22 protein-coding genes, 1 pseudogene and 1 riboswitch are annotated in these 25,607 nt (G+C 63.6%); of the genes and pseudogenes, 12 read left to right on the forward strand and 11 right to left on the reverse strand.

Features of this window, described 5'->3' with window-relative positions:
• Positions 1-292 precede the first annotated feature (292 nt).
• Positions 293-407: riboswitch (TPP riboswitch) on the forward strand.
• A gap of 79 nt (positions 408-486) precedes the next feature.
• Together APH35_RS22080 and tenA are read left to right on the forward strand one after the other, a co-directional pair.
• Complete coding sequence (locus APH35_RS22080; RefSeq protein ID WP_060493669.1) at positions 487-1,134, forward strand: TenA family protein; 648 nt, start codon at positions 487-489, stop codon at positions 1,132-1,134.
• 2 nt (positions 1,135-1,136) lie between these two features.
• The gene (gene tenA / locus APH35_RS22085; RefSeq protein ID WP_060493670.1) at positions 1,137-1,796 is read left to right on the forward strand and encodes a thiaminase II; all 660 of its coding nucleotides are present in this window, start codon (positions 1,137-1,139) and stop codon (positions 1,794-1,796) included.
• Positions 1,797-1,914: 118 nt separating this feature from the next.
• Here the strand turns inward: tenA and APH35_RS22090 are convergent, their stop codons facing one another.
• From APH35_RS22090 to APH35_RS22125, 8 genes are all read right to left on the reverse strand, one after another.
• Positions 1,915-3,531 carry a dipeptide ABC transporter ATP-binding protein gene (locus tag APH35_RS22090; RefSeq protein WP_060515520.1) on the reverse strand — a complete coding sequence of 539 codons (1,617 nt, stop codon included), beginning with the start codon at positions 3,529-3,531 and terminating at the stop codon, positions 1,915-1,917.
• Positions 3,528-4,370 carry an ABC transporter permease gene (locus APH35_RS22095; RefSeq protein WP_060515521.1) on the reverse strand — a complete coding sequence of 281 codons (843 nt, stop codon included), beginning with the start codon at positions 4,368-4,370 and terminating at the stop codon, positions 3,528-3,530. The genes APH35_RS22090 and APH35_RS22095 overlap by 4 nt, the downstream gene beginning before the upstream one ends.
• A complete protein-coding gene (locus tag APH35_RS22100; protein ID WP_060493672.1) occupies positions 4,367-5,326 on the reverse strand; it encodes an ABC transporter permease in 960 nt (319 codons plus the stop codon). Before APH35_RS22100 ends, APH35_RS22095 begins: the two co-directional genes overlap by 4 nt.
• A complete protein-coding gene (locus APH35_RS22105; protein ID WP_060515522.1) occupies positions 5,323-6,930 on the reverse strand; it encodes an ABC transporter substrate-binding protein in 1,608 nt (535 codons plus the stop codon). Before APH35_RS22105 ends, APH35_RS22100 begins: the two co-directional genes overlap by 4 nt.
• Positions 6,931-6,939: 9 nt before the next feature.
• The gene (locus APH35_RS22110) at positions 6,940-8,259 is read right to left on the reverse strand and encodes an LLM class flavin-dependent oxidoreductase (RefSeq protein WP_060515523.1); all 1,320 of its coding nucleotides are present in this window, start codon (positions 8,257-8,259) and stop codon (positions 6,940-6,942) included.
• A gap of 50 nt (positions 8,260-8,309) precedes the next feature.
• Complete coding sequence (locus APH35_RS22115; protein WP_060492358.1) at positions 8,310-10,745, reverse strand: TonB-dependent receptor plug domain-containing protein; 2,436 nt, start codon at positions 10,743-10,745, stop codon at positions 8,310-8,312.
• A gap of 174 nt (positions 10,746-10,919) precedes the next feature.
• Positions 10,920-11,888 (reverse strand): ABC transporter substrate-binding protein, encoded by a 969-nt coding sequence (locus APH35_RS22120; protein WP_012272293.1) that lies wholly within the window; start codon positions 11,886-11,888, stop codon positions 10,920-10,922.
• 10 nt (positions 11,889-11,898) lie between these two features.
• A complete protein-coding gene (locus APH35_RS22125; RefSeq protein WP_060515524.1) occupies positions 11,899-12,723 on the reverse strand; it encodes a class II aldolase/adducin family protein in 825 nt (274 codons plus the stop codon).
• Positions 12,724-13,213: 490 nt separating this feature from the next.
• Between APH35_RS22125 and codB the strand changes: the two genes are divergently transcribed.
• The 4 genes from codB to APH35_RS22145 all read left to right on the forward strand — a co-directional run bounded on the left by codB (position 13,214) and on the right by APH35_RS22145 (position 18,145).
• Positions 13,214-14,479: a cytosine permease gene (gene codB / locus APH35_RS22130; RefSeq protein ID WP_060515525.1), complete on the forward strand. Its 1,266-nt coding sequence runs from the start codon at positions 13,214-13,216 to the stop codon at positions 14,477-14,479.
• Positions 14,476-15,693, forward strand: coding sequence for a PucR family transcriptional regulator (locus APH35_RS22135; RefSeq protein WP_060515526.1), 1,218 nt, complete (start codon positions 14,476-14,478; stop codon positions 15,691-15,693). The genes codB and APH35_RS22135 overlap by 4 nt, the downstream gene beginning before the upstream one ends.
• A gap of 4 nt (positions 15,694-15,697) precedes the next feature.
• Entirely contained in the window at positions 15,698-16,939 is a 1,242-nt protein-coding gene (gene codA / locus APH35_RS22140) for a cytosine deaminase (RefSeq protein ID WP_060515527.1), read from the forward strand.
• Positions 16,940-17,164: 225 nt separating this feature from the next.
• Positions 17,165-18,145: a DNA-binding protein gene (locus APH35_RS22145; protein ID WP_060515528.1), complete on the forward strand. Its 981-nt coding sequence runs from the start codon at positions 17,165-17,167 to the stop codon at positions 18,143-18,145.
• 1 nt (position 18,146) lies between these two features.
• Here the strand turns inward: APH35_RS22145 and APH35_RS22150 are convergent, their stop codons facing one another.
• Entirely contained in the window at positions 18,147-18,656 is a 510-nt protein-coding gene (locus tag APH35_RS22150) for a GNAT family N-acetyltransferase (RefSeq protein WP_060492364.1), read from the reverse strand.
• Positions 18,657-18,673: 17 nt separating this feature from the next.
• Positions 18,674-19,387 (reverse strand): MgtC/SapB family protein, encoded by a 714-nt coding sequence (locus APH35_RS22155; protein WP_012272287.1) that lies wholly within the window; start codon positions 19,385-19,387, stop codon positions 18,674-18,676.
• Between the two features lie 396 nt (positions 19,388-19,783).
• On the opposite strand from APH35_RS22155, the gene APH35_RS22160 reads away from it, so the two are divergent.
• Positions 19,784-20,251: a sterol desaturase family protein gene (locus APH35_RS22160; protein ID WP_041166491.1), complete on the forward strand. Its 468-nt coding sequence runs from the start codon at positions 19,784-19,786 to the stop codon at positions 20,249-20,251.
• 15 nt (positions 20,252-20,266) lie between these two features.
• On the opposite strand, the gene APH35_RS22165 is transcribed toward APH35_RS22160, so the two are convergent.
• Complete coding sequence (locus APH35_RS22165) at positions 20,267-21,160, reverse strand: bile acid:sodium symporter family protein (protein WP_012272285.1); 894 nt, start codon at positions 21,158-21,160, stop codon at positions 20,267-20,269.
• Between the two features lie 184 nt (positions 21,161-21,344).
• Here APH35_RS22165 and APH35_RS22170 point away from each other — a divergent pair, with 184 nt between their 5' ends.
• From APH35_RS22170 to APH35_RS22190, 5 genes and pseudogenes are all read left to right on the forward strand, one after another.
• Positions 21,345-22,208 carry a Dyp-type peroxidase gene (locus APH35_RS22170; protein WP_012272284.1) on the forward strand — a complete coding sequence of 288 codons (864 nt, stop codon included), beginning with the start codon at positions 21,345-21,347 and terminating at the stop codon, positions 22,206-22,208.
• Positions 22,209-22,297: 89 nt separating this feature from the next.
• The gene (locus APH35_RS22175) at positions 22,298-23,209 is read left to right on the forward strand and encodes an aldo/keto reductase (protein WP_012272283.1); all 912 of its coding nucleotides are present in this window, start codon (positions 22,298-22,300) and stop codon (positions 23,207-23,209) included.
• A 4-nt stretch (positions 23,210-23,213) separates the two neighbouring features.
• The gene (locus tag APH35_RS22180) at positions 23,214-24,497 is read left to right on the forward strand and encodes an NTP/NDP exchange transporter (protein ID WP_060515529.1); all 1,284 of its coding nucleotides are present in this window, start codon (positions 23,214-23,216) and stop codon (positions 24,495-24,497) included.
• Positions 24,498-24,701: 204 nt separating this feature from the next.
• A pseudogene (locus APH35_RS22185) lies at positions 24,702-24,827 on the forward strand (general stress protein); the annotation flags it as partial.
• Between the two features lie 137 nt (positions 24,828-24,964).
• Positions 24,965-25,552 carry a 5'-methylthioadenosine/S-adenosylhomocysteine nucleosidase family protein gene (locus APH35_RS22190; RefSeq protein ID WP_060515530.1) on the forward strand — a complete coding sequence of 196 codons (588 nt, stop codon included), beginning with the start codon at positions 24,965-24,967 and terminating at the stop codon, positions 25,550-25,552.
• Positions 25,553-25,607 lie beyond the last annotated feature (55 nt).

The raw sequence follows: 25,607 nt of genomic DNA on the forward strand, positions 1-25,607 counted from the left end.
AATACATACCGGTTCGGGTGAATCACGGCAGGTGTTTTCATTGCCTTATGCCTCGCTCACGGCTGTATGGCTGAGGGCCATCAATGGCGTTTTGCCTGGTCTTTGGGCCTGAGCAACGGCTGTGCCAACAGGTATTTCAGTAATGCTTTGTCATACAAAACCTTGCGGCGCCTAGGGTGCGCTAAATAATGGCGCGTCAAGAATGGGCCTAAGTCCCCAAAAGCGGGTGACCCAATGCCCACTCACTGGGTGGATCGGGGCGTGACAGCCCCGACGCACTGGGGTATACCTGTTCGCCACCAAGGGGAGCCCGGCAATGGGCTGAGAAACCGCTGAACACTGCAGCGCGGTGACCCTTCGAACCTGATCCGGATCATGCCGGCGAAGGGATGGGGCTTGTAACCTGCCTTTTTGCCGGCCTCACTGCGAGGCCCAGTCCATGTCAACTGCCAAGGTCTCGCTGTCACCCTCATCAAGGACAGCAACATGACCGAACGTTTCAGCCAGTCCCTGCACCGCCAGAACGAGCCGACCTGGTCGGCAGCCGTTGGCCACCGTTTCGTGACCCAATTGTGCGACGGCAGCCTGCCGGACCCGATCATGGTCAACTACCTGGTACAGGACCACCGCTTTCTTGACAGCTTCCTGACCCTGCTGGGCGCGGCCATCGCCACCGCCGACACGTTCGAGGCCCGCCTGCGTTTCGGCCGCTTCGCCGGGATGATCTCAAGCGACGAGAACACGTACTTCCTGCGCGCCTTCGAGGCCCTGGATGTCAGCCCGGCGCAACGCGATGAACCAGCCGATACCGCGCCTACCGCAGGTTTCAAGGCGATCATGCGCGAAGCGGCAGCCACCCGGTCCTACGCAGCGGCCCTGGCGGTGCTCAACGTTGCCGAAGGCCTGTACCTGGATTGGGCACTGAAGGCACCGAAACCGATGCCGGAAAACTTCGTCCATGCCGAGTGGATCACCCTGCACGACAACCCGGCATTCCAGGACTTCGTCGCCTTCCTGCAGGCCGAGCTGGACCGCGTCGGCCCGCAACAGGCCGCGCTGGCAAGTGACTTCTACCAGCGCACGGTAGCGTTGGAGCTGGCCTTCTTCGATGCCGTCTACCCGGAGGGCCAGTGAGCATGGATATCTTCGAGCGCCTCAAGACCGCTGCCGCGCCGCAGTGGAACCGCTACGTGGACCATGACTTCGTGCGGCAGATGGGCGAGGGCACGCTGAGCGAGCAAGCGTTCCGAACCTACCTGGTGCAGGATTACCTGTTTCTGATCCAGTTCGCCCGCGCCTGGGCGCTGGCCGCCTACAAAAGCCGCCGCCCGGCCGACATCCGTGCCGCGCAGGCCGGGCTGGCGGCGATCCTGGACGAAACCGAGTTGCATGTGCGCCTGTGCGCGCGCTGGGGGTTGACTCAGGCTGATATCGAGGCCGCACCAGAGCACCAGGCGACGGTGGCGTATACCCGTTACGTGCTGGACTGCGGCGCCGCCGGCGACCTGCTGGAGCTGCATGTGGCACTGGCACCTTGCGTGATCGGCTATGCCGAGATCGGCCGAACCTTGGCCGAACGCATCGGCGATTTGAGCAACCACCCGTACCGCGAGTGGATTGGCGAATATGCCGGGGAGGGCTACCAAGGCGTGGCGGCGGCCGCGCGCAAGCATCTGGATGAACTGGCTGCGCGAAGCATGACAGAGCAGCGGTTTGCTGAGCTGGTGGGGATTTTCGGCCAGGCGTCCAGCCTGGAAGCGGATTTCTGGCAGATGGGGTTGGACGGGGCTGCGTAGGCCGTTACGGCCGCTTTGCGCCCCCATCGCGGCACAAGGCCCTTGTAGGAGCGGCCTTGCATCGCGATGGGCTGCGAAGCAGCCCCAGCATCGGTGATCCAACCCAATCGCTGCAGGCTCACCCCACCTCACGCACCAAGGGCCGCTCCCCCTGCAATACCCGGCCCAATCCTGGCATATCCTCCAGCAAGCTCCGCGTGTAGTCACTCGCGGGCCGCTCGAACACCTGCTCGGTCGGCCCTTGGTCCACCAGCCGCCCCTGGCGCATCACCAGCACCTGATCGCTGATGCCGCGCACCGTCGCCAGGTCGTGTGAAATGAACAGGTAGGTCAGCCCCAGCTCAGCCTGCAAACGCTGCAACAACGCCAACACCTGTGCCTGCACGGGCGCATCCAGGGCCGACAGCGGCTCATCGAGCACCAGCAGCTCCGGTTCAGCCGCCAAGGCACGAGCGATAGCCACACGCTGGCGCTGCCCACCAGACAACGCTCCAGGCCGACGCAGCAGCAACTCGGCGGGTAACCCGACCCGCTCCAGCAAACCCAGCACCCGCTGCCGATCGTCTCGTCGCGCGCCAATGGCAAAGGCGCGCATCGGCTCACTGACGATCTGCAGCAGGTTGTGCCTAGGGTCCAACGCAGCCCAGGGGTTCTGGTAGACCAGTTGCACTCGCCGCCGGTAGGCATGCAATTGGCGCCGGCTGGCGCCCAGTATTGGCTGGCCGTCGAACAACACGCTGCCTGCACTGGCTTGCTCCAAGGCCAGGATGATGCGGGCAGTGGTGGACTTACCCGAACCTGACTCGCCCACCAGGCTGGTGGTACTGCCACGGGGCAGGGTGAAGCTGACACCGTCGACCACCGGCGCGGCATGCCGGTTGAAACGCCGCATCAGGCCACTGACCTGCAACAGGGGTTCGCCAACTGCGCTGGCTGGGCCAGTACGCCGTTGCTGCAGGCGTGCCAACGGTGAGGCCGCCAGCAGCTGCCGCGTGTAGGGATGCTTGGGTGCATGCCATAACTGCGCGGGCGTGCCGCTCTCCAGCAGTTGGCCGTTGCGCATCACCAGAATGCGATCGGCACGGTCCAGCGCCACCGCCAGGTCATGGGTGATGAGCAACAAGCTGCTGCCGCGTGCGCGCACCAGTTGCTGCAGGCGGTCTAGAATTTGCCGCTGCACGCTGACATCCAGGGCGCTGGTGGGTTCGTCGGCGATCAACAGCAGTGGGTCGTTGGCCAGGGCGATTGCGATCAACACCCGCTGGCACATGCCACCCGACAGCTCATGGGGGTAGCGGCGGGACATTTGCTCGGCATCCCTGAGGCCCACCTGCTGCAGCAGTGCCAGCCCGCGCGCACCGGCTTCACGGCGCGGCACGCCATGCACGGTCATGGCTTCGACCAGCTGTGCACCGATGGTCTTGACCGGGTCCAGCGAGGTGCCGGGGTCTTGTGGCACGAAGCCGACCAGGCGGCCACGGCGTTGGCACCAGTCACGTTCAGCAAATTGTTCCAGCGCCTGGCCTTGCAGCCACAGTTGGCCTCGCTGCCGCGCCGCGGCTGGCAGCAGCCCGGCGAGGGCCGCAGCGGTGGTGGATTTGCCCGAACCGGACTCGCCCACCAGGCAGACAATTTCACCTGCGGCAATTTCCAGGTCCAGCGCCTGTACGGCGGCTTGCGGGTTGCCTGGATAATCGACGCTTAACTGCTGGATACGCACCAATGGGGTGTTCATCGCACATCTCCCTGTAACTGTTGCAGCCCATGGGCGAGTTGATGAGTGGCCAGCACCACGGCGGCCACCACCAAGCCCGGCAATGTGGTGTACCACCAGGCCACGACCATGTAGTTGCGGCCTTCGGCGATCAGCAGGCCCCACTCCGGTTGCGGTGGCGGTGCGCCAAAGCCGAGAAAGCTCAACGCCGACACAGCCAGCACGGCACTGGCGAACTCCAGTGCGGCCAAGGCCAGTAGCGGCCCGGCGGCGTGCGGCAACACATGCCGCCAGAGGTTGCACCAGCTGCCCACACCGGCCACCTGCGCCGCCTCGACAAAGCTGCGGCTGCGCCAGCGCAGCACTTCGCCGCGGGCCAGCCGGGCGAAGATGGCCACGGATGACAGCCCTACGGCTACGGCGATTTCCAGCGTGCCGAAGCCCAGCGCCGTGACAATCGCCATCGCCAGCAACAATGCGGGAATGGCCATCAGCACCTCCACCAGCACTGCCAGCGCACGATCGGCCAGGCCACCGAACCAGCCGGCGATGCCACCCAGCAGACTGCCGACCAGCAAAGCGATCAGCACGGCGATGCTGGTCGCCTGCAGTGACAGCGCCGCGCCATGGACACAGCGCGCGTACAGGTCGCGGCCAAGGTGGTCGGTGCCGAACCAGTGCCGGGCGGAAGGGGCTTGCAAGGCCTGACTGGGATCGGCCAGCAACGGGTCGGCGCGGCTGAACAGCTCTGGCCAAAAGGCCCAGCCCAGTACCAGCAGGAACAGGACGACACTCAATGCCAGCGGCAGGCGAGGCCAGCGTTTCCCTTGTACAAGGCCATAGGCGGTTTTTACGCTCATGCCCGGCCTCCTTGGCCAATACGTGGGTCGAGCAGGGGGTAGAACAGGTCGGTCAGCAAGTTGGTCAGCACGTACAAGGCCGCAGCCAGCAACACCACACCCTGAACCACGGCGATGTCCTGGCTGGCCACTGCGGCCTGGGCCAGGCGGCCGATACCCTCACGCGAGAACACGGTTTCGGTCACCACCGCCCCGGCCAGCAGGTTGCCCAGCAAGGTGCCGGCCAGGCTCAGCAGCGGTATTGCTGCATTGTGCAGCACGTGCCCGCACAACAAGCGCCAAGGCCCTAGCCCTTTGCTGCGCAATGCCTGGACAAATGGCTGGCGGCTGACACTGGCCAGTGAACGTCCCAGTACCTGAGCGATCATCGCCGCACAAGGCAGGGCCAGGGTTAGCGCCGGCAGCACCAGGCTGGCCGGGCCTTGATTGCCCATGGCCGGCAGCCAGTGCAGCTGGAAGGAAAACAGCTGCAACAGCACCAGGCCAACCCAGAAGGTCGGCAACGACACCACCACGGCCGGGGCGTTATGCAAAGCGCTCTGCAACGTGCGCTGGCGTACCTGATGCGCCGCCAGGGCCAAGCCGATGCCCAGTGGCACGGCCAGGGCCAGTGCGGCGAACGCCAGGGACAAGGTGGCGGGCAACGCGTCTGCCAGGGCCTGAGCCACTGGCTTGCCGCTTTGCAGCGAATGGCCCAAGTCCAGCTGCAACAGGCGCCAGAGTGCACCGCCGTACTGTTGCCACAAGCTGCCATCGAGGTGGTAGCGAGCGCGCAGTTCGGCCACCTTTGCCGGGTCTACCGCGCCTGGCTCGCCGCTCTGTGCCAGCAAGATCGCCACCGGGTCACCGGGCAACGCGTAGAGGATGACGAACGACAGGGAAAATGCAGCCCACAGCACCAGCAGTGCCTGGGCCAGCCGCCACGGTACGGCGTGGCGATAAGTCAGCGTGGTCATGGTTTGGTGGCCTCTGGTTGTGCCAGCCAGGTGTCATAAAACTGCAGACGGGTCGAGGCTTCGTAGTGCAGGCCGCGCACGGCATGGCGAAACGCTGTGACCGTTGCAGCCTCCACCAGCGGAATGACATGGCCTTGCTCCAGTAACGCCTGGCTGGCTTGAGCGATCAGCTCGCCACGTTTGTGCGCATCCAGGCTGGCTGCCGAATCGAGCAGGGCCTGGTCAAGTGGCAGCGCGCCACGCACGTTGACGTTGCGACCTGCGGCGAGGAACACGGTGCGCAATACGTCCGGGTCGGCGCGGGTCAGGTTGAAGAACCACAGCTGGTAGTTTTGCGAAGTCTGCAGCAGGCTCACCTGGCCAATGGTGGACTTGTTCAGGCGCAGCTCCACGCCAGCCTGGCGCAGTTGCTGCTGCACCAGTTCCAGCACCGGGGTGGTGGCCTGCCAGTAGTCGAGGGCGAAGCTCAGGCGCTGGCCATCGCGCTGGCGCCAGCCATCGGCACCTTTGGCCCAGCCCGCAGCATCCAACAGCTTGGCGGCACCTTCGGGATCGAAGGCGAGGCTGGCACTGAGGTCCTGGTAATACGGCGTGCTGCTGGCCAGTACCGAGCTGGCCGGTTTCTGGTAGCGCGAGATCACCGACTGCAACTGGCTGCGGTCGATGGCCTTGTTCAGTGCCCGGCGCACATTGGCGTCGTCCAGCGGCGGGTGCGACTCGTTGGGTGTCAGGTTGAAGACAATGCCAGGGTTGGAACGGGCGATCGACGGCACGCCCTGAGCTTGCAGCACGGCCTCGTCCTGCACCGGCACGCTTGTGTTGACGTCGATCTGCGCGGACAACAGGCTGCCCAGGCGCACGCCGGATTCCGGCAGGATGTGGAACTCGATGGCGTCGAGCCAGGCGCGGCCCTGGTGCCCGGCCAACGACGATGGCCAGGCATAGTCGTGGCGGGCCTCGATACGCACCAGGCGGTTATGTTCGAAGCGCTTGACATTGAACGGCCCGCTGCCTACCAGCGCACCTTGGCAGCGTTCCTCGGCGGAGCGCTTGAGGGTGGCCGGGGCTAGCAACCCCAGGCTCATGGTAGAGCTGGCCTGGAGGAATTGTGCGTTGGGTTGGTGGAAACCAATGCGCACGCTAAGCGGCCCGAGCACTTCAATGGTATCCAGGCCGGCCAGGTAGGTACTGGCCAGCTGCGCCTGGGCACCCAAGGCGACGATAGCCTCGAAATTGGCCTTCACCGCCGCCGCATCCAGCGGGCTGCCGTCTGCGAAGGTGGCGCCTTCGCGCAGGTGGAAAGTGAACTGGCGCGAGTCGTCACTGACCTCCCAGCGCTCGGCCAGCCACGGCACGATTGCAGCACTTTGCGGGTCTTGATCGGTAAGCGAGTCGACCAGTTGCCGGCCGACGTTGAGGGCAGTGTTGTTGCCCGCCTGCTGCGGGTCGATGCAGTTGGGGTCGCCGTCAAAGGCTACCCGTAGCACGCCGCCTTGCTGCGGGGTGGCTGCCTCAGCGCTGCTGGCCGGTTGCGCCGGTTTGTCGTCGCAACCGGCCAGGGCCAGGGCAATGGCCAGGCTCAATGAAGCCAAAGGTCGGAACATGAACACTCCTTAGAAAAAGCGGTTGGCGCGGTAAGGCAGGCCGAGGTTTTCCCGCAGCGTGCTGCCGGCGTATTCGCGCTGGAACAGCCCGCGCCGTTGCAGCTCAGGCACCACGCCGTCGACAAAGTCGTCGATGGCCGAGTGCAGGCCGCTGAACATGATGTTGAAACCGTCGGCGGCGCCGGCCTCGAACCACGCCTGCAGATCGTCGGCAATGCTCTGCGGGGTGCCGATCAGGATGCGGTGGCCACCGGAGGTGAGTTGGTTGAACAGCTGCCGCACCGTCGGCCGCTCGCGGCGGATCAGGTCGTAAACCAGCTTTTGCCGGCTTTGGTGGGTGTTGGTGGTGAAGTGCTCCGGCGGCAGGGGCACCACCTCATCGAATGGCAGTTCCGACAGGTCGTAGCCAAGGCTGGCGAAACGCGAAATGGAGCTGAGAAAAGCCTTGGGCTCCAGCAACTGCTGCTGGCGGTCGTACTTGGCCTGGGCGTGGGCGAGGGTCTTGCCCACCACCGGCGCGACGCCGGGGAGTACCTTGAGTTCGTGGCCCTCACGGCCGAAGCCGGCAGCGGCCTGCTTGGTTTCGCGATAAAACGCCTTGCCCTGTTCCAGGGTGTGCTGGGCGGTGAAGATCAGTTCGCCCACCCGCGCCGCCAGCCGTTTGCCGGCTGCGGAGGCGCCCGCCTGGGCCACCACGGGATGGCCTTGCGGCGAGCGCGCGACGTTCAAGGGCCCGCGCACCTGAAAGTGCTCGCCCTGGTGGTTGAGCACGTGCAGCTTGTCGATGTCCAGCCAGGTACCGCTGGCCTTGTCCTGAACGAAGGCATCGTCGGCCCAGCTGTCCCACAGGCCGCTGACCACATCGTAGAACTCTTCGGCGCGGGCGTAGCGGTCATCGTGCTCGACATGCTCCTGGCGGTTGAAGTTTTCGCCGCCACCCAGCGAGGTCACCAGGTTCCAGCCAGCGCGGCCACCGCTGAGGTGGTCGAGCGCGGCAAACTTGCGGGCGATGTTGTAGGGCTCGTTGTAGGTGCTGCTGGCGGTGGCGATCAGGCCGATATGCCGGGTGCTGGCCGCCAGCGCCGGGGCAAGGATCAGCGGGTCCCAGCGCACGCTGTTGGGGCCGCGCTGCAAGGCCAGGTCGAGTTTGACATCGAGGGTGTCGTTGAAGAACAGCGAGTGGAAGCGCCCGGCCTCCAGCTTGCGGGCGATGTACTGGTAATGCTCGAGCTGCCTGAACGTGTCCAGCGGTGCTTCGGGCAGACGCCAGGCGCTGCCGCTGAGGGTACCGGGGATAAAGGCGCCGAGAACAAACTGGCCTTGGCTCATAAAGGTTCTCCTGGCGCCCGCCAAGCGCGGCGGGCGCACGGTCGGTGGGGTCAGAAGTTGTAGGCGATGCGCGTGTACCAGAAGCCGCCGTAAGGGTCGAACGGCGAGATCGAGCCAAATTTCGGGAAGCCGTTGATGTCGCCCGCGGGGTAGCCGTTGTTGTCGGCGCGTACATCGAACAGGTTGTTGGCACCTACGGCGATGTCGAAGTTGTCGGTCAGGGCATAGGCCACTTCCAGGTCAGTGAGCCATTTCGCGCCGTAGGTCACGTCATAGTCAGGGTTGGCGTCACGGGCGATGACCTTGTCGTAGCGGGTCAGTGCAGCATTGATGGTGAAACGTTCGATCTGCCAGTTGGCGCTGAGGATCAATTTGGTCTTGGGGTTGGCAACGGTCAGGTAGCCCTGTGCCACGCGGTCGAACAGTTCCAGGTTATTGCCCGCAGCCCGCAACGATGCCGGCGTCTCCTTGATGTCGTCGATCTCGGTCTTGTTGTAGTTGAAACCCACGCCGTACTTGGCCCGGCCATAGCGGCCGTAGTCGACGCGGTAGTCGGCCACCAGGTCGACCCCGCGGGTGGTGGTGTCGGCGGCGTTGGTGAAGTACTTGACCCGGTATCCGGGCCTGTAGCCGTTGTCGAGCAGTACCTGGTCGACGCCGTTGCCATAGAGGAAGCCGGTGAGGGCAATGCGATCGCGGATTTCGATCTGGTAGGCATCCAGGGTCAGGCTGGCCTGGGGCAGAGGCTGCCAGGTAAAGCCGATGCTGATGTTGCGCGATTTCTCCGGGCTAAGGTCTTCAGCCCCCAGTGCCTGGGCCAGTGGCGAATCGACACGCACGGTCTTGGCCTCGACGAACTGCGCCACGCCATTGACGAGGGTGTACTGGTTGGACGTCTGGGCGTAGACCGACTGCGACAGCGATGGTGCGCGAAAGCCGTTGCTGAGGGTGCCGCGCACGGCGAAGGTGGAGGTGAAGTCGTAGCGTGCGGAAAGCTTGCCGCTGCGTGTGTTGCCGCTGCTGTCGTCGTACTTCTCGAAACGCGCGGCCACCCCCAGCCACAGTTTGTCGGTGGGGTTCAGGCCCAGGTCGAGGTAGCTGGCGTAGCTGTTGCGGCTGAGCTGGCCTTCGTCTTCGGGGGTCAGGGTGATTGCGCCCTGGGCGCCGACTGCACCCGGCTGGCCAGCCAGTGGGCCACTGGGGTAGATGTAACCGCCATTGATGTACGAAAGCGGGTCATCGGACTCGGTCTTGTAGCGCTCATGACGATGCTCCAGGCCCCACGACACCTGCAGCGGCTTGGCCAGGCCAACCTCGAAGGCGCGAGTCAGGTCGAGGTTGTTGGTCCACTGGTCGAAGTAGTTGGTGTAAGTGTCGAAGCGCGTCGGGCTGGTCGGGCCGAGCGAGGCGTTAAGGGTTTCGTCGGCACCGGCCTGGCCCTTGTCACGGCCAAAGGTAGAGCTCAGGTCCCAGTGCCATTCGCCCAGCTCGCCACGGCCGCCGGCGGCAGCCTGGTAGTCGGTTTCTTCCAGGGTATAGAAGGGCGCAGTACCGTCCGGGTAGATCTCGGGGATGATGTTGGTCGAGTTCGGGCGGCGGTAGTTTTGCCCGCCACGGGCATCGCGTTTGCTGAACGTGGAGAACGAGTAAAGAGTCAGGGCGTCATTGACGGGCAGCTCGGCGTTGTAGGACAGGTTGATGGCCTTGATCTTTGGCAGGCCATTCTTCTGCACATGGCGGTCGGCGCTGTCGTTGCGTGGGTCGCCGGCGAAGTACAGGTTGCCGGTGGCCTCGCGCGAGCGGGTGGCAGTCTGTACCGACTTGGCGTCCAGGGCGTAGTTGAAGAAGCCGCCGTTGTCGCCCAGGGCCAGGCCCTGGTTGAGGGTTTGCCGCAGGTTATCGCCATCGCCCTTGTAGTACTGGCCGTACTGGGTGCTGACCGAACCACCGTTGTCGCGCTGCTTGAGGATGATGTTGATCACCCCGGCGATGGCATCGGAGCCATACTGCGCCGAGGCACCATCACGCAATATCTCGACGTGGTCGATGGCGCTGATGGGGATCATGTCGAGGTCGACGGGGTTGGTGCCGTAGGCGGCGGTGGAGTCGAGGTTGATCACGGCACTGTTGTGGCGGCGCTTGCCGTTGACCAGCACCAGCACGTTGGAACCGTTCAGACCGCGCAGGCTGTAGGGGCGGGCGACGCTGTCATTGGACGTACCGGAAGGGCGTTGGGAGAACGATGGCAAGGTTTTCTGCAGCGCACCGCGCAGGCTGGATTCGCCAGTCTGTTCCAACTGCTTGCTGTCGATCACGTCGATCGGTGCCGGGCTGCTGGTGACGGTACGCACATCGCTGCCCCGCGAGCCGGTGACGATCACCGTGTCGAGTGCAGCGTCAGCCTCGGCCGCCATGGCCAGCGGGGTGAGCAGGTAGCCGGCGAGCAAGGCGGGGGCCAGCGTTAAAGGGGTAAACACAGACTTCATGACTGTTCCTTGGGTTCGATTGGCAGATCAGGCCCTGGATGTGCGATCGAACGGGCTCTCATGGGTGTTGCACGCAGTGCAGGCGCAGCCTGGTCCGCGGGAGGTGCGTTGCTCCCAGGGTCGATGTGCCTTGGAGTCGTCCGGCGCGCGCCGGTGCGTTTGCCGCAGCGGGGCCTAGCCGCTGAGCAGAAGGTTGAAGCGATCGTCCCAAAAGCGACGTACCTGCAGTGGCTGGCGCAGCAGGCCGCTGTCATGGAACAGGTCGGCGATACGCTGCTGGGCCGCGATAGCGTCTTCGCTGACCGGCAGCAGGCGGCTAGGCAAGCGGCGTTGCTCGTATTGCTGCAAGTAGAGTGCGCGGGGGATACCGGTCAGGCGCTCGTTACGTTCCGCCCAGGCCTGAGGGTGCTGCTCGACCCAGGCCCACGTGGCTTTTTCGCGTTGCAGAAAATCGCGAATGGCCGCTTGCTTGCCCGGCTGCTGCAGCACCTGGGCGCTGGTAGCGATCAGGTAGTTGCTGCACGGGTAGCGGTTGGCCTCGGCCAGCACCACGCCGTTCATGCTGACCTGGGCCTGCAGTGCGCCGATGCCGCCGGCGACGAGGGCGTCGAGATGGCCGTTCTGGAATGCCACCAGGGCATCGCGGGCTGGCATTGGCCGGGCCTGGATGTCAGCGAGGGTCAGTTGCTGATCGCGCAAAAGGTTCAGCAGCAGGTAATGGGTGTCGGTGGCACGTACAAAACTCACCCGTTTGCCCTTGAGGTCGGCCAGGGTATCGATCCCCCTGCCACGCTTGACGATCACGCTGCTACGGTTCTGCTCGCCTTGATAGCTGGCAATCAATACCAGCGGGTTACCGGCAGCGCTTGCAAACAGTGGCAATACCGGGCTCATGAAGGCGTAGTCCAGGCTGTTGCCGGCGAAGGCCTCCAGTACCATGGCCCCACCAGGCACATCCACCCACTGCAGTGGATAAGGTGTAGCGGCTTGCCCGGCATCGGCGAGGAAGCTCGCCGCCTGGCCTTTGTAGCGCCACACCCGCAGGGCCTCGCTGGCGTTGGCCAGCTGTGGGCCGAGCCCCACGGCCAGGGCTGCAGCGGCGCTGCGTTGCAGCAAGGTGCGGCGGCTGATGGAGTAAGCCATGCACTGCACCTCAGTCCAGGAGGTCGGGCTGCTGCTGGACGATACGGTCCCACAGCGGCACAAAGTTCAACCAGGCGAACAGTTCGCGTTGGGCCGGGTTGCTGGCCCCTTCGAGCTGTTCCGGTACGCGCGGCTGCCCGGCAGCATAAGCGAGCAAGTGCGCGCGAGCGGTGTCGTCGGCGAGGATGAAACGCCAGGCTGCGCTTTCGACCGACTGGCCGGTGACCCACAGCCCATGGTTCTGCCAGACCAGCAGGTTATGCCCGGCGAAGGTTTCGACGAAGGCCCGGGCAACCAGGTCGCGGTCTTGCAGCAGGCCACCGCCGGCATCACGCAGGGCGTTGCGGTCGAACAACACCTGCTCGCCACGGAAGGCCGAGGCTTCGGCCGTGATCGGCTGGAACAGCTGGCCCAGCGATGACCAGACCCGGCCATGAAAGCTGTGCAGGTGGGCGATACCGATCACTTCGGGGCGTGCCTGCTGTAATTGGTAATGCAGCTCGAGCGCGCTGGTGTTGAGCAGGCCGTTGCCTTCTACGACCTGGCCTTGGCCATCCACGCGTAGCAAGTCTGAGGTACGGATTTGCGTAAACGGCACGCCCAGCGGGTTGATCCAGTAGTGGTCTGTCTCGATCGGGTCGCGAGCGGTGAAATGGCCCGCCAGGCCCACTTCGAAGCCCAGCTCGGCAAACAACCTGTACGAGGCGGCCAGGCGTTGCTTGCGGTGCAGGCGTTCGGCAGACAGGTCGCTGAAGGTAGGCGGGGCACTTAGCTGCAAGCGATGGTTCTGGTGTGGCAGGTTGGTGATGCTGTGGCGTGGGGCTACTTGGGACATGGCGCTAACTCACGGAGGAAATGATCGTCAATCCGGTCATCCGCACTGCCACTGGTGCCCCGTTTCGGGCTGCTCGCAGGTGGATGAATCGGGGCCTCCACCGTGCGAGGGGTCGGGTCTGGAAGGACTGTAACAAGGGGGTGAGTGAGGCAGAAATACTGTTTTGATCTATTTTTATTATTATTTTTCAGAATATAAAAATATGCTTGATATTTGATTGGTGCATTTTGATTGCACCGCTTGCGTGCTCATGCATGCGCGACGCCCGGTTGGCTGGGTGATTAGTTCCCAGCCCAGACCCGCTTTGGTGCATGAATGCCTCAAAATAAGTCGTCAAGCACACTTTAATATCCTCATATAGGCGCTTTAATGTTCATGTTGCACATGAATATCTAGGCTTCCCGCCCGCTTTTTCCTGGGTTGCGGCCCTGGAAAAAGCGGCCCGCATATTGCTCTTTCTGCTCCCAACTACAATCCGGAGCCCCGTGCAATGAGCTCACCCAGTGAATTCCCCCTAAGCGAAGCCCCGCAGTCCGCCCGCAAGGGCCTGCTACCGATCGCGATGGTCCTGTTCAGCTTCACCTTTTTTACCGGCACGATGTTCGCTGGCGGCAAGCTGGGCATGGCCTTCGGCTTTGTCGACATGTTGTGGGTGGCAACCCTCGGCAACAGCCTGCTGGCCTTGTATGCCGCAGCGCTGGCGTTCATCGCCTCGCGCAGCGGGCTTAACACGGTGTTGATGGGGCGCTTCTGTTTCGGTGAGGCGGGCAGCCGGCTTTCGGATTTTCTGTTGGGTTTCGCTGAACTGGGCTGGTATGCCTGGGGCACGGCCACGGTAGCCATCGTGCTGGTCAAGCTGCTGGGGTTGGCAGAGGGCTTCAGCGTACCGCTGATGGTGCTGTTCGGGCTGGGCTTCAGTATCACTGCCATCATCGGCTTCAAGGGGCTGGACGTGCTGTCGCGGGTGTCAGTGCCATTGATGTTCGTGCTGCTGTTGGTGTCCATGTACATCGCCACCCGCGATGCCGGTGGCTTTGCCGGCCTGGCCGCCGTGATACCACACGAAACCATGACCTTTTCAGCAGCGGTGACCATGGTCTTCGGCACCTTCGCCAGTGGTGCCACCCAGGCCACCAACTGGACGCGGCTGTCACGCAGCGGCCGGGTAGCGGTGATCGCCAGCGTGGTGGCATTCCTGCTTGGCAACGGCCTGATGGTGGTGGCCGGTGCCTGGTGCGCGATGGTTTACCAGCAGGCCGATATCGTCGAGGTGATGATGCTGCAGGGCCTGTCGTTCGCGGCGGTGGTGATGCTGTGCTTGAACCTGTGGACCATCCAGGGGCCGACTATCTATAACGTGTCGGCCGCCGCCTGCCACCTGCTACGCAGTGAGCGTCGGCGCACGGCAACACTGATGGCAGCCGGGGTTGGCATCGTGCTGGCGATTGGCGGCATGTATGAAATGCTGATCCCGTTCCTGGTACTGCTGGGCTCGATCATTCCGCCGGTGGGCGGGGTCATCATGGCCGACTTCTGGTATCGCCACCGTGGCAAGTACCCGGCACTGAGCACGGTAAGCCTGCCACGCTACAACCTGACGGGCCTGTTTGCCTATGCCGTGGGTGCGGTACTGGCCTACGCCTCGCCTTGGGTCGCTCCGCTGGTGGGTATCGGCGCCTCGGCACTGTGCTATATCGTCATCCATGAGCTGGGGGCGCGCCGCCGAGCGCCTGGCCAGGCGGGCGTCGAGCCGTGAGCCTGGCGCTGGACGAGATCCTGCATTTACCCGGCCTGCACGAAATGAGCGTGCGGGCCGGGGCGCGCAACCTGCAACGGCGAGTGCGCTGGCCTTACGTGGCGGAAAACGAGGGCATCGCCGAATGGGTGATGGGCGGTGAACTGGTGTTCGTCACTGGCATCAACCATCCGCGCGGCGAGGCCAACCTGCTGAGCCTGGTAGAGGACGGCGAGGCCGTGGGCATTGCCGGCATGGTGATTCTCACTGGCGGCAGCTTCATCCAGAGCATCCCGGCGTCCGTTATCGCATATGCAGAGCAACTGGGCTTGCCGCTGATCGAGCAGCCCTACGCGCTGAAGATGGTGGTGGTCACCCACCTGATCGGCACGGCACTGGTGCAGATGAGCCAGGTGCGTCGCTCGCGCAACGACATCCTTGGCCAACTGCTCACAGGCGACTACCCGAGCCTGGCGATTGCAAGGCAGCGAGCAGCGCACCTGCAACTGGCGCTGGACCACCCACGGCGCCTGCTGGCTTTGCGCCTGGCGGGCGTAGATAGCTTGTTCGAGCGCCACGGGCTGGCTCACGGTGAGCGTACCTGGCAGGCTACCCGTCAGGCCCTGGAGGACCAACTCGAAGCCTGGTGCCGTCAGCGGCCAGGCAGCGTAACGGCGCAGTTACCGGGCGACCTGTTCGTGGTGCTACTGGCCGACACGCCCGACCTGGCCGAGACGTTGGCGGTGCTGTACCGGCAACTGCAGGCCGCGACGGGTGAACTGAGCCTGTACATGGGCTTGTCGAGCCTCGCCGAAGAGTGTGCGCACTACCGCCAGGCCCTCAACGAGGCGCGCCAGGCGCTGGATGTGGCGCAGCACCTGCGCCCAGCCAACGGCTTTTGCAACTTCAGCGAACTGGGCGTACTGCGCCTGCTGCAAGGTATTGTCGACCGCTCGCTGATCGACGACTTCGTCAGCCGCACCCTCGGGCCGCTGATCGCCCCTGGGCGCAAGCAGGCCAATGCCCTGGTGCATACCCTCGACGCCTTGCTCATGGAAAACGGCAATGGGCTGAAGGCCGCACAGCGCTTGGGGTTGCACCGCAACACCATCAATCAGCGCATCCAGCGCATCGAACAACTGAGCGGGCAGTCTCTCGACGACCCGCTTTTTCGCATGAATGCTTCGGTCGCCATGCTGGTATGGCGCATGAGCGAAGCCCACGGCAAGGAGTAACAGCATGAACATTATCAACGCACGCCTACGCGGCAAACCCGGCCTGTTCCATATCGAACTGAACGGCGCGCGCATTGCCGCCATCGTGCCCCAAGCCGAGGTGGTGGCGCTCGCGGGTGTCGATGACCTGGACGCCGGGCAAAACCTGGTCGTGGCGCCCTTCGTGGAGCCGCACATCCACCTGGACGCCACACTGACTGCGGGTGAACCCAGGTGGAACATGAGCGGCACCTTGTTCGAAGGCATCGAATGCTGGGCTGAACGCAAGGAAACCACCACCCATGACGACATCAAGACGCGCGCGAAAAAGACCATCGGCATGCTGGTCGACCACGGTATCCAGCATGTGCGCACCCATGTCGATGTCACCGACCCGAAACTCACTGCGCTCAAGGCAATGGTCGAGGTGCGTGACGAAGTGCGCGAGCAGGTCGACCTGCAGATCGTCGCCTTCCCCCAGGAAGGGATCGAGTCGTACGCCAACGGACGGGCGCTGATGACCGAAGCGGTGGCCATCGGTGCCGAGGTGGTCGGCGGTATTCCGCATTTCGAGAACACCCGCGACCAGGGTGTATCGTCGGTGAAGTTCCTGATGGACCTGGCCGAGCGCACCGGCTGCCTGGTGGACGTGCACTGCGACGAAACCGACGACCCGCAATCGCGTTTCCTCGAAGTGTTGGCCGAAGAAGCCCGGGTACGCGACATGGGGGCGCGGGTTACGGCCAGCCATACCGTGGCCATGGGCTCGTATGACAATGCCTACTGCTACAAGCTGTTCCGCCTGCTCAAGTTGTCTGGCATCAACTTCGTGTCGTGCCCGACCGAGAGCATTCACCTGCAGGGGCGCTTCGACAACTACCCGAAACGCCGTGGCGTCACCCGCGTGGCCGAGATCGACCGCGCCGGGATGAACGTGTGTTTTGGCCAGGACTCCATCGTCGACCCGTGGTACCCGCTGGGCAACGGCAACATTCTGCGCATTCTCGAAGCAGGGCTGCACATCTGCCACATGCTCGGCTATGAAGACCTGCAGCGCTGCCTGGACCTGATCACCGACAACAGCGCCCGCACGCTGAACCTGGGCGAACGCTATGGCATCGAAGTGGGGCGCCCCGCAAACCTGTTGCTGCTGTCGGCGCCGGATGATTACGAGATGGTGCGCAGCCAAGGGCATGCACTGGTGTCGGTGCGCAATGGCAAGGTGCTGATGCGCCGCACGCCTGCGCGGGTCGACCGCTCGTTCTGATACGCCACTACGCCCCTATGCAACGCCCCGCAGGCCCCGTGCCTGGCGGGGCGTTTTGCTTTTGAACATACGGTTATTCGCGATCGTTTTGCCAATTTTATGCCTGACATGCGATAAGCCGTGATTATTCAACCTTAGTAATTGATTGCAGCTGCGCTTTTAAGTCGCCATAATTGGTACGTAATTACATATTACATAACACAGTACAAAATCGTAGGAGCAAGCATGGCGCGCGGCGGTATCAACAAGGTGGTAGTGCAGCAGGCCCGGCAGGCGCTGATTGCCCGGGGCGAGAACCCCAGCATCGATGCCATACGTATCGAGCTGGGCAATACCGGCTCTAAAACCACCATTCACCGCTATCTGAAGGAGTTGAACGGCCAGCAGCCGGTGGCCTCCGAAGGCGGCGCTGCGCTGAGCGATGTGCTGAGCCGCCTGGTCGGGCAACTGGCAACCCAGCTGCAGGACGAGGCCGATTTGAAGATCGAGCAGGCCGAGAGCACCTTCACCCAACAGCGGGAAACGCTTGAGGCGCAGCTGGAAATCGCCCAGCAGGCGCTGAATGCAGCTCATCAGCAACACAAGATCGATGCAGCGGCCTTGGCCGCCGAGACAGAAAAACGGCTGTCCACGCAAAGCACGTTGCAAGCGGAACAACTGCGCAGCGCCAGCCTTAACCAGTCGCTAGGTGAATTGCAGGTGCGCCTGACCGACAAGGACGAGCAGGTCAAGTCGCTGGAAGACAAGCACCGCCATGCCCGCGATGCTCTGGAGCACTACCGCAATGCCAGCCGTGAACAGCGCGAGCAGGAACAGCGCCGCCATGAAGCGCAGTTGCAGCAGATGCAGGTGGAAATACGCCAGCTACAGCAAGGCATGATCGTCAAGCAGGACGAGCTAACCCGTCTGCACCGCGATAACGAGCGGTTGCTGGGCGAGCACCGCCAGGCCGCCAGCGAGTGCCGGGCGCAGGGCGAGTTGCTGGAACAGCGTGAAGCGCAGATCCAGGGCTTGCGCACGATCCTGGCCCAGGCCCAGGGCGCCAGCGAGGAAATGCGTCGCCAACTGGAGGAGCAAGCGCAAAACCTGGAGCACAGGCGCGATGTGTGCGCCGAGCAGGCTCGCCAGTTGCAGCGGCTCGAGGAGCGCGTGAAAGAACGGGACGAGGCGCTGGCCCAGTGCAGAGCGGCCTTGCCAGCCCCATAGGTTAATGCCCGACGCAGAGGCGCATTGCACAACGCCCTTCGAGACCGTGAGCGTGCTCACTGGCCAGAATGCCCCGGAGTCGATCGTTCAGCAGCCTTTCATGCAGCCGCTCAAACCCAAAACGGGCATAAAACGGCGCATTCCAGGGCACATCGACAAAGGTGGTCAAGGTCAGCTCGCGCACACCGGCGCAGCGTGCGGCATCGACCACTTGCCGCAGCAAGCGGCGCCCGACACCTTGCCCTTGGCCCTCCCGGCACACTGATATTTCATGAAGGTGCAGCGCTTGGTCCGCAAGCCTGGCGCAGGCAAAACCGACAATGCGCCCAGCCGGATCCTCAGCGACCCAACTACCACCTTCCTCGACGAAAGCCCTGTGTGCAGCGCAGTCCATCACATCACCTTGCGCCAGCCAGGCCAGTGCCGGCCAGCCGACAAAAGCCTGGGCTGCCGATCGCTCGACGCCTGGCAGCCGTTGAATGTCGCGCTCAAGGGTAGGGCGGATAAGCATGAATCACTCCTGTCGTTCTAATCAGCCGCCAACACCTGCGGCTGTAACTGCCAGCGCACCGAGCTTACACCTTTCTCCAGGCTGACCCGGCTGACCAGCCGCTCCAGCTGCGCCGGCGCCTGCGTGGTGCCCAGCAGTTCGGCACGTACTTCCAGGCGTGCAGGGTTGTCCAGGTCTGCGCTCTGCAGTGACTGCAGCCGCAGTTGCGGGTCGCCCAGGCTATGCAGCATCAGGCTGCGCACCTGAATCTCGTCCTCGGCGCGGCAGACGATACGTACTTCGAAGTGCTGCTCCACCTCGCTGGCCGGCACCACGTCCTGACGGTCCAGGCGCTGGGCGATGTCGCGCAGCAGGATATTGGCGCACAGCACCACCAGGCTACCCAGCGCAGCCTCCAACAGCAGCCCAAGGCTGCACAGCACGCCGACCGCAGCCGTGCACCACAAGGTGGCTGCGGTGTTCAGGCCACGCACGTTGAAACCGTCGCGCATGATCACGCCGCCACCCAGAAAGCCGATGCCCGACACGACATAGGCGGCCACGCGCGACGCATCGGCAGGCGCCATGCCTGGCACTGCCTGGGTCATCAGCACGAACAGGCAGGCACCGGTACTGACCAGTGCATTGGTGCGCAGCCCGGTCAGGCGTTGGCGCAATTGCCGTTCGGCACCGATCAACGCCCCCAGCAGCAGGGCAATGGCAACGCGCAGTAAAAATACTTTCCAATCCATAGCAAACCTCTTCCGCAGGCAAACGCCCGCATGAACGCCATCAGTTGGCGCGGTTGAAAAACCAGAAAAATGCGCAGGACCACGAGGAGGGAAGGAGGTGCGGGGTTACAAGAAACCACCGTCTTGCCAGAGCGGCCAGACAGTGCAGGACACTGCCGGGCTAGCGCGCCACGTGGGCCTGTCGCAAGCGACTGGGGCTACTGTCCAAGGCAGGTCTCCTGTTGAGGAAGGCAAAATTGCGCCGCGGACCATACGCCGCGTGGCAGGGCAGGTCAAGGGCAAAAACATGACAATGGCTTCATCCGCGAATGGCCTGCAGCCGGTCACGCCCGCATGGAAAAATACCTGGGCAGCCGGTACCCTTGCGCCTCCCTTTGCCATCACCCGGACCGTTCCATGCTGTTCAATTTCGCCGTCCTGTTCGGCACCCTGGTGGCCATGGAGGGCGTTGGCACGCTGGCTCACAAGTACATCATGCATGGCTGGGGCTGGTGGCTGCATCGCTCGCACCATGAGCCACAACTGGGCATGCTCGAAACCAACGACCTCTACCTGGTGGCCCTGGGGCTGATTGCCACGGCGCTGGTGGCGCTCGGGAAAAGCGGTTTTGCGCCGCTGCAGTGGGTGGGCGGCGGCGTGGCAGGGTACGGGGTGCTGTATGTGCTGGCCCACGACGGCTTCTTTCACCGGCATTGGCCGCACAAGCCACGGCCGGTCAACCGCTATCTGAAACGCTTGCACCGGGCGCATCGGTTGCACCATGCGGTGAAGGGGCGCACGGGGAGTGTGTCGTTCGGGTTCTTCTATGCGCCGCCCCTGAAGAGGTTGACGGCGCAGCTTCGACGCAAGCGCAGCCAGCCGTGATAAACCGACAGGGGTTCAATTCGCCGTTTCCCCTTTGGGTTGCGCCGCCACCTGCCCTCGGCTGACCCACCAGCCGAACCCAGCCGCAGTAAAGAACATGATCAGGCTGTACAACGCAGCCGGCACTGCCATGGTCGCGTTGTTCAGCAGCGACGGGCTCAATGCAAGGGCAATGGCCAAGGTCCCGTTATGGATGCCGATCTCCATGCCGATGGCAATCGCCTGGCGCTTGGGGATGTTCAGCAGCCGTGGCACCCAATAGCCCACCGTCAGGCTCAGCAGGTTGAACAGCAGCGCGGCCAGGCCTACCACCGGTGCGTACTCGACCACGGTCTGCCAGTCCTTGGCCAATGCCAAGACGATGGTGAAGGCCAGGAACAGCGCCGCTACCAGTTTCATCGGCTTTTCCATGCGCGCGGCGAATGCCGGGGCGAAATGGCGAATCAGCATGCCCAGCGCCACCGGCAGCAAGACAATGGCAAACACCTGCATGACCTTGGCGAACTGCAATGGGATAGCCTGGTCCGAAGCCATGAACCAGCTCAGCGACAGGTTCACCAGCAACGGCATGGTCAGGATCGCAATCAGCGAGTTGACCGCCGTCAGGGTAATATTCAACGCCACGTCACCATGAGCCAGGTGGCTGAACAGGTTGGCCGTGGTGCCGCCTGGCGAGGCGGCCAGCAGCATCAGCCCCACTGCCAAGGCAGACTCCAGACCAAAGCCGTTGGCGATCAGGAAGCACACCAGCGGCAGCAGCAGGATCTGACAGGCCAGGCCTACCACCACCGGCTTGGGGTACTTCACCACGCGAGCGAAATCAGCCAGGGTGAGCGACAACCCCAGGCCGAGCATGATGATGCCCAGGGCAAGCGGCAGAAAGGCTGTGAGCAAGGGCGAGGCGGTCATGGGCGGTCTCTCGGGCGAAGGATCTCGAGCAGTGTAGGCCGGCCCTGATTGATAGCTAATCGCAAAGGGCCAGCACTTGGTAACCGTTTGTTACCAAGCGCAGCGCGTGGCGAGGCTGCATGCCGCATTGCAGCGGGCCTGTGGGCGCAGTAGCATGCCGCTTTTAACCGAGGATTAGCCTGTCATGCCGTTCCAGCAAGGTCTGCTTGCCACCCCGGTGCCGGCCCACGCCCGCCACCTGTTCTTCACCCTGCAGTCGCCCGAGGCGTTGCCTGCCGCCCTGGATGCCTTGCTGCCACAGGTCGATGGTGAACAGCTTCTGCTCGGCATTGGCGCCCCGCTGGTCAAGGCCATGGGCCGTGATGTGCCAGGCTTGCGCGCCTTCCCGCTGCTGGATGCCGCCGTGGAGAACCCCAGCACCCAACACGCCCTGTGGCTGTGGTTGCGTGGCAACGAACGTGGCGACCTGCTGTTGCGCGCCCAGGCGCTCGAGCAGGCGCTGGCACCGGCATTGCGCCTGGCCGACAGCGTTGATGGTTTCCTGCACCGTGGCGGCCACGACCTGACCGGTTACGAAGACGGCACCGAAAACCCGGTGGACGAAGCTGCCGTACAAGCGGCCATTGCCGCCGATGGTTCCAGCTATGCCGCGTTCCAGCTGTGGAAGCACGACCTGGAGTATTTCAAGTCGCTGCCCCAAGCTGATCAGGACAACATCATCGGCCGCCGCCTGAGCGACAACGAGGAACTCGACGATGCACCCGAGTCCGCACACGTCAAACGTACGGCTCAGGAAAGTTTCGAACCCGAGGCGTTCATGGTCCGTCGCTCGGTGGCCTGGGCCGACCAGCGCGGTGCCGGCCTGGCCTTCGTCGCCCTGGGCCATAGCTTCGATGCGTTCGAAGTACAGCTGCGACGCATGAGCGGCCTGGAAGACGGTATTATCGACGGTCTCTACCGCTTCAGCCGGCCACTCACAGGCGGCTACTACTGGTGCCCGCCGATGGCTGAGACGGGTGTCGACCTGAGCCAACTGCTGCGGGCCTGATCACTAAACATCCAGATACAGAAACACCCGCTGGCGTGGGTTAGAGCGGCTAGCCTTGAAAGTTTCCGATTCATGACGGGAGCTTTTTCATGTACGCACGTCGTGATGTCCTACGCACAGGTGCCACGTTGGGCTTGCTGACCGTCGTCAGCCCCTGGCTGCATGCTGCCACCCCGGTGGGCTTGCTGGCTCGCAAAGTGCCGTCCACCGGTGAAGCCTTACCGGTGATCGGCGCGGGCACTTCCGGCAGCTTCGAGGTGGAGGCTGGCTCGGCTCAGTACCAGCAGCTCAAAGCGGTGCTCAAGGCGTTTTTCGACGGTGGCGGGCGGGTGATCGATACCTCGCCCAACTATGGCGGCGCCGACAGCATTCTTGGCCAATTGCTGGAGGAGGGCGGCTGGCACCGGCAATGCTTCATCGCTACCAAGATCGCCGCCGACAACCGGGCTGACGCCGAAAGGCAGTGGGCCGGCAGCCTCAGAAGCCTGCGCACCGACAAGGTCGACTTGCTGCAGATCCACAACCTGCGCGACTGGCAGACCCAACTGCCCTATGCCCGTGAGCTGAAGCAGCAAGGCAAAACGCGTTACGTCGGCATCACCCATTACCTGAACAGTGGCCAGGACGAAGTCGCGCGAATAGTGCGTAGCGAGCCGCTGGACTTTATCCAGATCAACTATTCGGTCAACGCCCCCGACGCCGCCCGTGAGCTGCTGCCGCTGTGCCAGGACAAGGGCGTTGCCGTATTGATCAACCGTGCCTTCGACGATGGCCGCCTGTTCGCCCGGGTCAAGGACCAGGCCTTGCCGGGCTGGGCCGCTGAAGCGGGCATCGGCAGCTGGGCGCAGTTGTTTTTGAAGTTCGCCATCAGCCACCCGGCAGTGACCACGGTCATCCCCGCCACCGGCCGGCCCGACCGCCAGCTTGACCAGCTCAAGGCTGGGCATGACCCCATGCTCACTCACGCGCAGCAACAGGCGCTGATCAAGCAGTTCGCCTGACACCATGGAGGCGTGGCGGCGGCGTCTGGACCAAGGGCTGAACATCCAGCCCGGCGAAGGGCCGGCGGTCATCGCCGGCTTGCTGTTGTTCTACCTGTTGTTCACCGGTTACTTCATGCTGCGCCCGGTGCGCGAAACCATGGGGGTTGCCGGTGGCGTGGACAACCTGCAATGGCTGTTCACCGGCACCTTCATCGCTACCCTGGCGTGCCTGCCGCTATTCGGTTGGTTGGCCTCCAAGGTGCAACGCAGGCATATCCTGCCCTGGGCCTACGGTTTCTTCGCCAGCAACCTGCTACTGTTCGCGGCACTGTTTGCCGGCAATCCAGACGACCTGTGGACTGCCCGAGCCTTCTACATTTGGCTATCAGTGTTCAACTTGCTGACGATCTCGCTGGCCTGGAGCGTGCTCGCCGACTTGTTTTCAACCGCGCAAGGCAAGCGCTTGTTCGGCCTGCTGGCGGCCGGGGCAAGCCTGGGTGGGCTTAGCGGCCCCCTGTTCGGCGCCTTGTTGGTCGCACCGCTGGGCCATGCCGGTTTGTTGGTGCTGGCGGCGGCATTTCTGATAGGCAGTATCGTCGCGGCCCTGTTCCTGCAACGCTGGCGGGCGCGCCAACCGCTGCCAGCGCAAACAGAACGTCTGGCCTCGCGCCCATTAGGCGGCAACCCGTTTGCCGGCGCCACCGCCGTGCTCCGTTCGCCGTACCTGTTGGGTATCGCGTTATTCGTGGTGCTGCTGGCCAGCGTCAGCACCTTTCTGTACTTCGAACAGGCGCGCATCGTCAGTGAAACCTTTACCGACCGCACCCGGCAAACCCAGGTTTTCGGCCTGATCGACACCGTTGTGCAGGCGCTGGCCATCCTCACCCAGGTGTTCATTACCGGGCGCCTGGCTCGTCGGCTAGGCGTTGGGGTGTTGCTGGTGGCAGTGCCGGTGGTGATGGCAGCAGGCTTTCTGTGGTTGGCACTGGCGCCGGTGTTCGCCGTGTTCGTTGTAGTGATGGTGGTGCGCCGTGCCGGCGAGTATGCGCTGGTGCGGCCAGGTCGCGAGATGCTGTTCACCGTGCTGCCCGCCGAGGACAAGTACAAGGCCAAGAACTTCATCGACACCGTGGTCTATCGTGGCGGCGATGCCCTGAGCGGCTGGGTCAAGCGTGCGCTGGACGTCATCGGCGAGCACCCGCAACTGGCGATGTTGATCGGCGCGCTGATTGCCCTGAGCTGGGCAGCGACAGGTGGCTGGCTGGGTCGCCACCAGGCTCGTATGGATAGCCCGCCGCGCGACTGACAGGCGCGCCAAATATGGCGTTGCCGCTTATTTAACGCCACCGGTCCGAACCCTTCGCAATAAAACGAATCCCGCGATATCGCCGAACTCCGAACCTGTGTACGGCAGCTTGCCGTGCATTCCGAAGTCACATGAGGTTTGAGCACCATGGCCACTAAAGACAACAGCCGTACCGGCAATCAACAAGGCAGCCAGGGCGGTAACAAGAACCCAGGTAATTTCGCCAATGACCGAGAAAAGGCTTCTGAAGCCGGACGCAAGGGCGGCCAGTCTTCGGGCAGCAACATGCCGCACGATCGCGAGTCGGGTCGCAAGGGCGGCCGCTCGTAATTGACCGACGCAGTGCCGGGGCGACCTGGCACTGCAATCAGCGAAAAGGGCGGCACTCAGCACCGCCAGGCTTGCAATTAGCCGGGGTTGACCGACAATGGCCGCGCCCCTTGCAGCCACGCGGAAACACCTGCTCAATGATGCTGATCAAGCAATTCCCCGACATTTCCCTGAATGACACGCTGTTCGTTTTCGCCCTCGAGGCCGAGGCTGGCGATGTGTTCAACGAGGTGAACACCGTGTTCACTGGCATTGGCAAGGTCAATGCGGCTATTGCGCTCACCAAAGCGATCGCAACGCGCAAGCCCAAGCTTATCGTCAACCTTGGCTCAGCTGGCAGCCAGCGCCATGGCAAGGGCCAGGTGGTGTGCTGTAACCGCTTCGTGCAACGCGACATGGACGTGACCCCACTGGGCTTTGCCCGCTACGAAACACCCTTGTCGGATATCCCGGTAGTACTGGAGCATGGGGCAGTGATCCCCGGCCTGGCCCTGGAAGCCTGTGGCAGCGGTGACAGCTTCGAAATCAACCACCGCGATGCACCTTACGACGTGGTCGATATGGAAGCCTATGTGCTGGCGTTGATCGCGCGTGACGAAGGCATTCCGTTTGTTTGTCTGAAGTATGTTTCCGACGATGCCGGCAGCGATGCGGCGGGGGATTGGTCGGTGCAGGTGCACCTCGCGGCCGAGGCGTTCAAGCGGGTCCTTTTCAGCCAGGCTTGACTGCTGGTCGGTGCCCGCGCCCGCCGAGAAACCATTGACGCCCGCCGCAGTCACT

The sequence above is a fragment of the Pseudomonas sp. NBRC 111132 genome (assembly GCF_001320565.1).
Lineage (GTDB): Bacteria > Pseudomonadota > Gammaproteobacteria > Pseudomonadales > Pseudomonadaceae > Aquipseudomonas > Aquipseudomonas putida_P.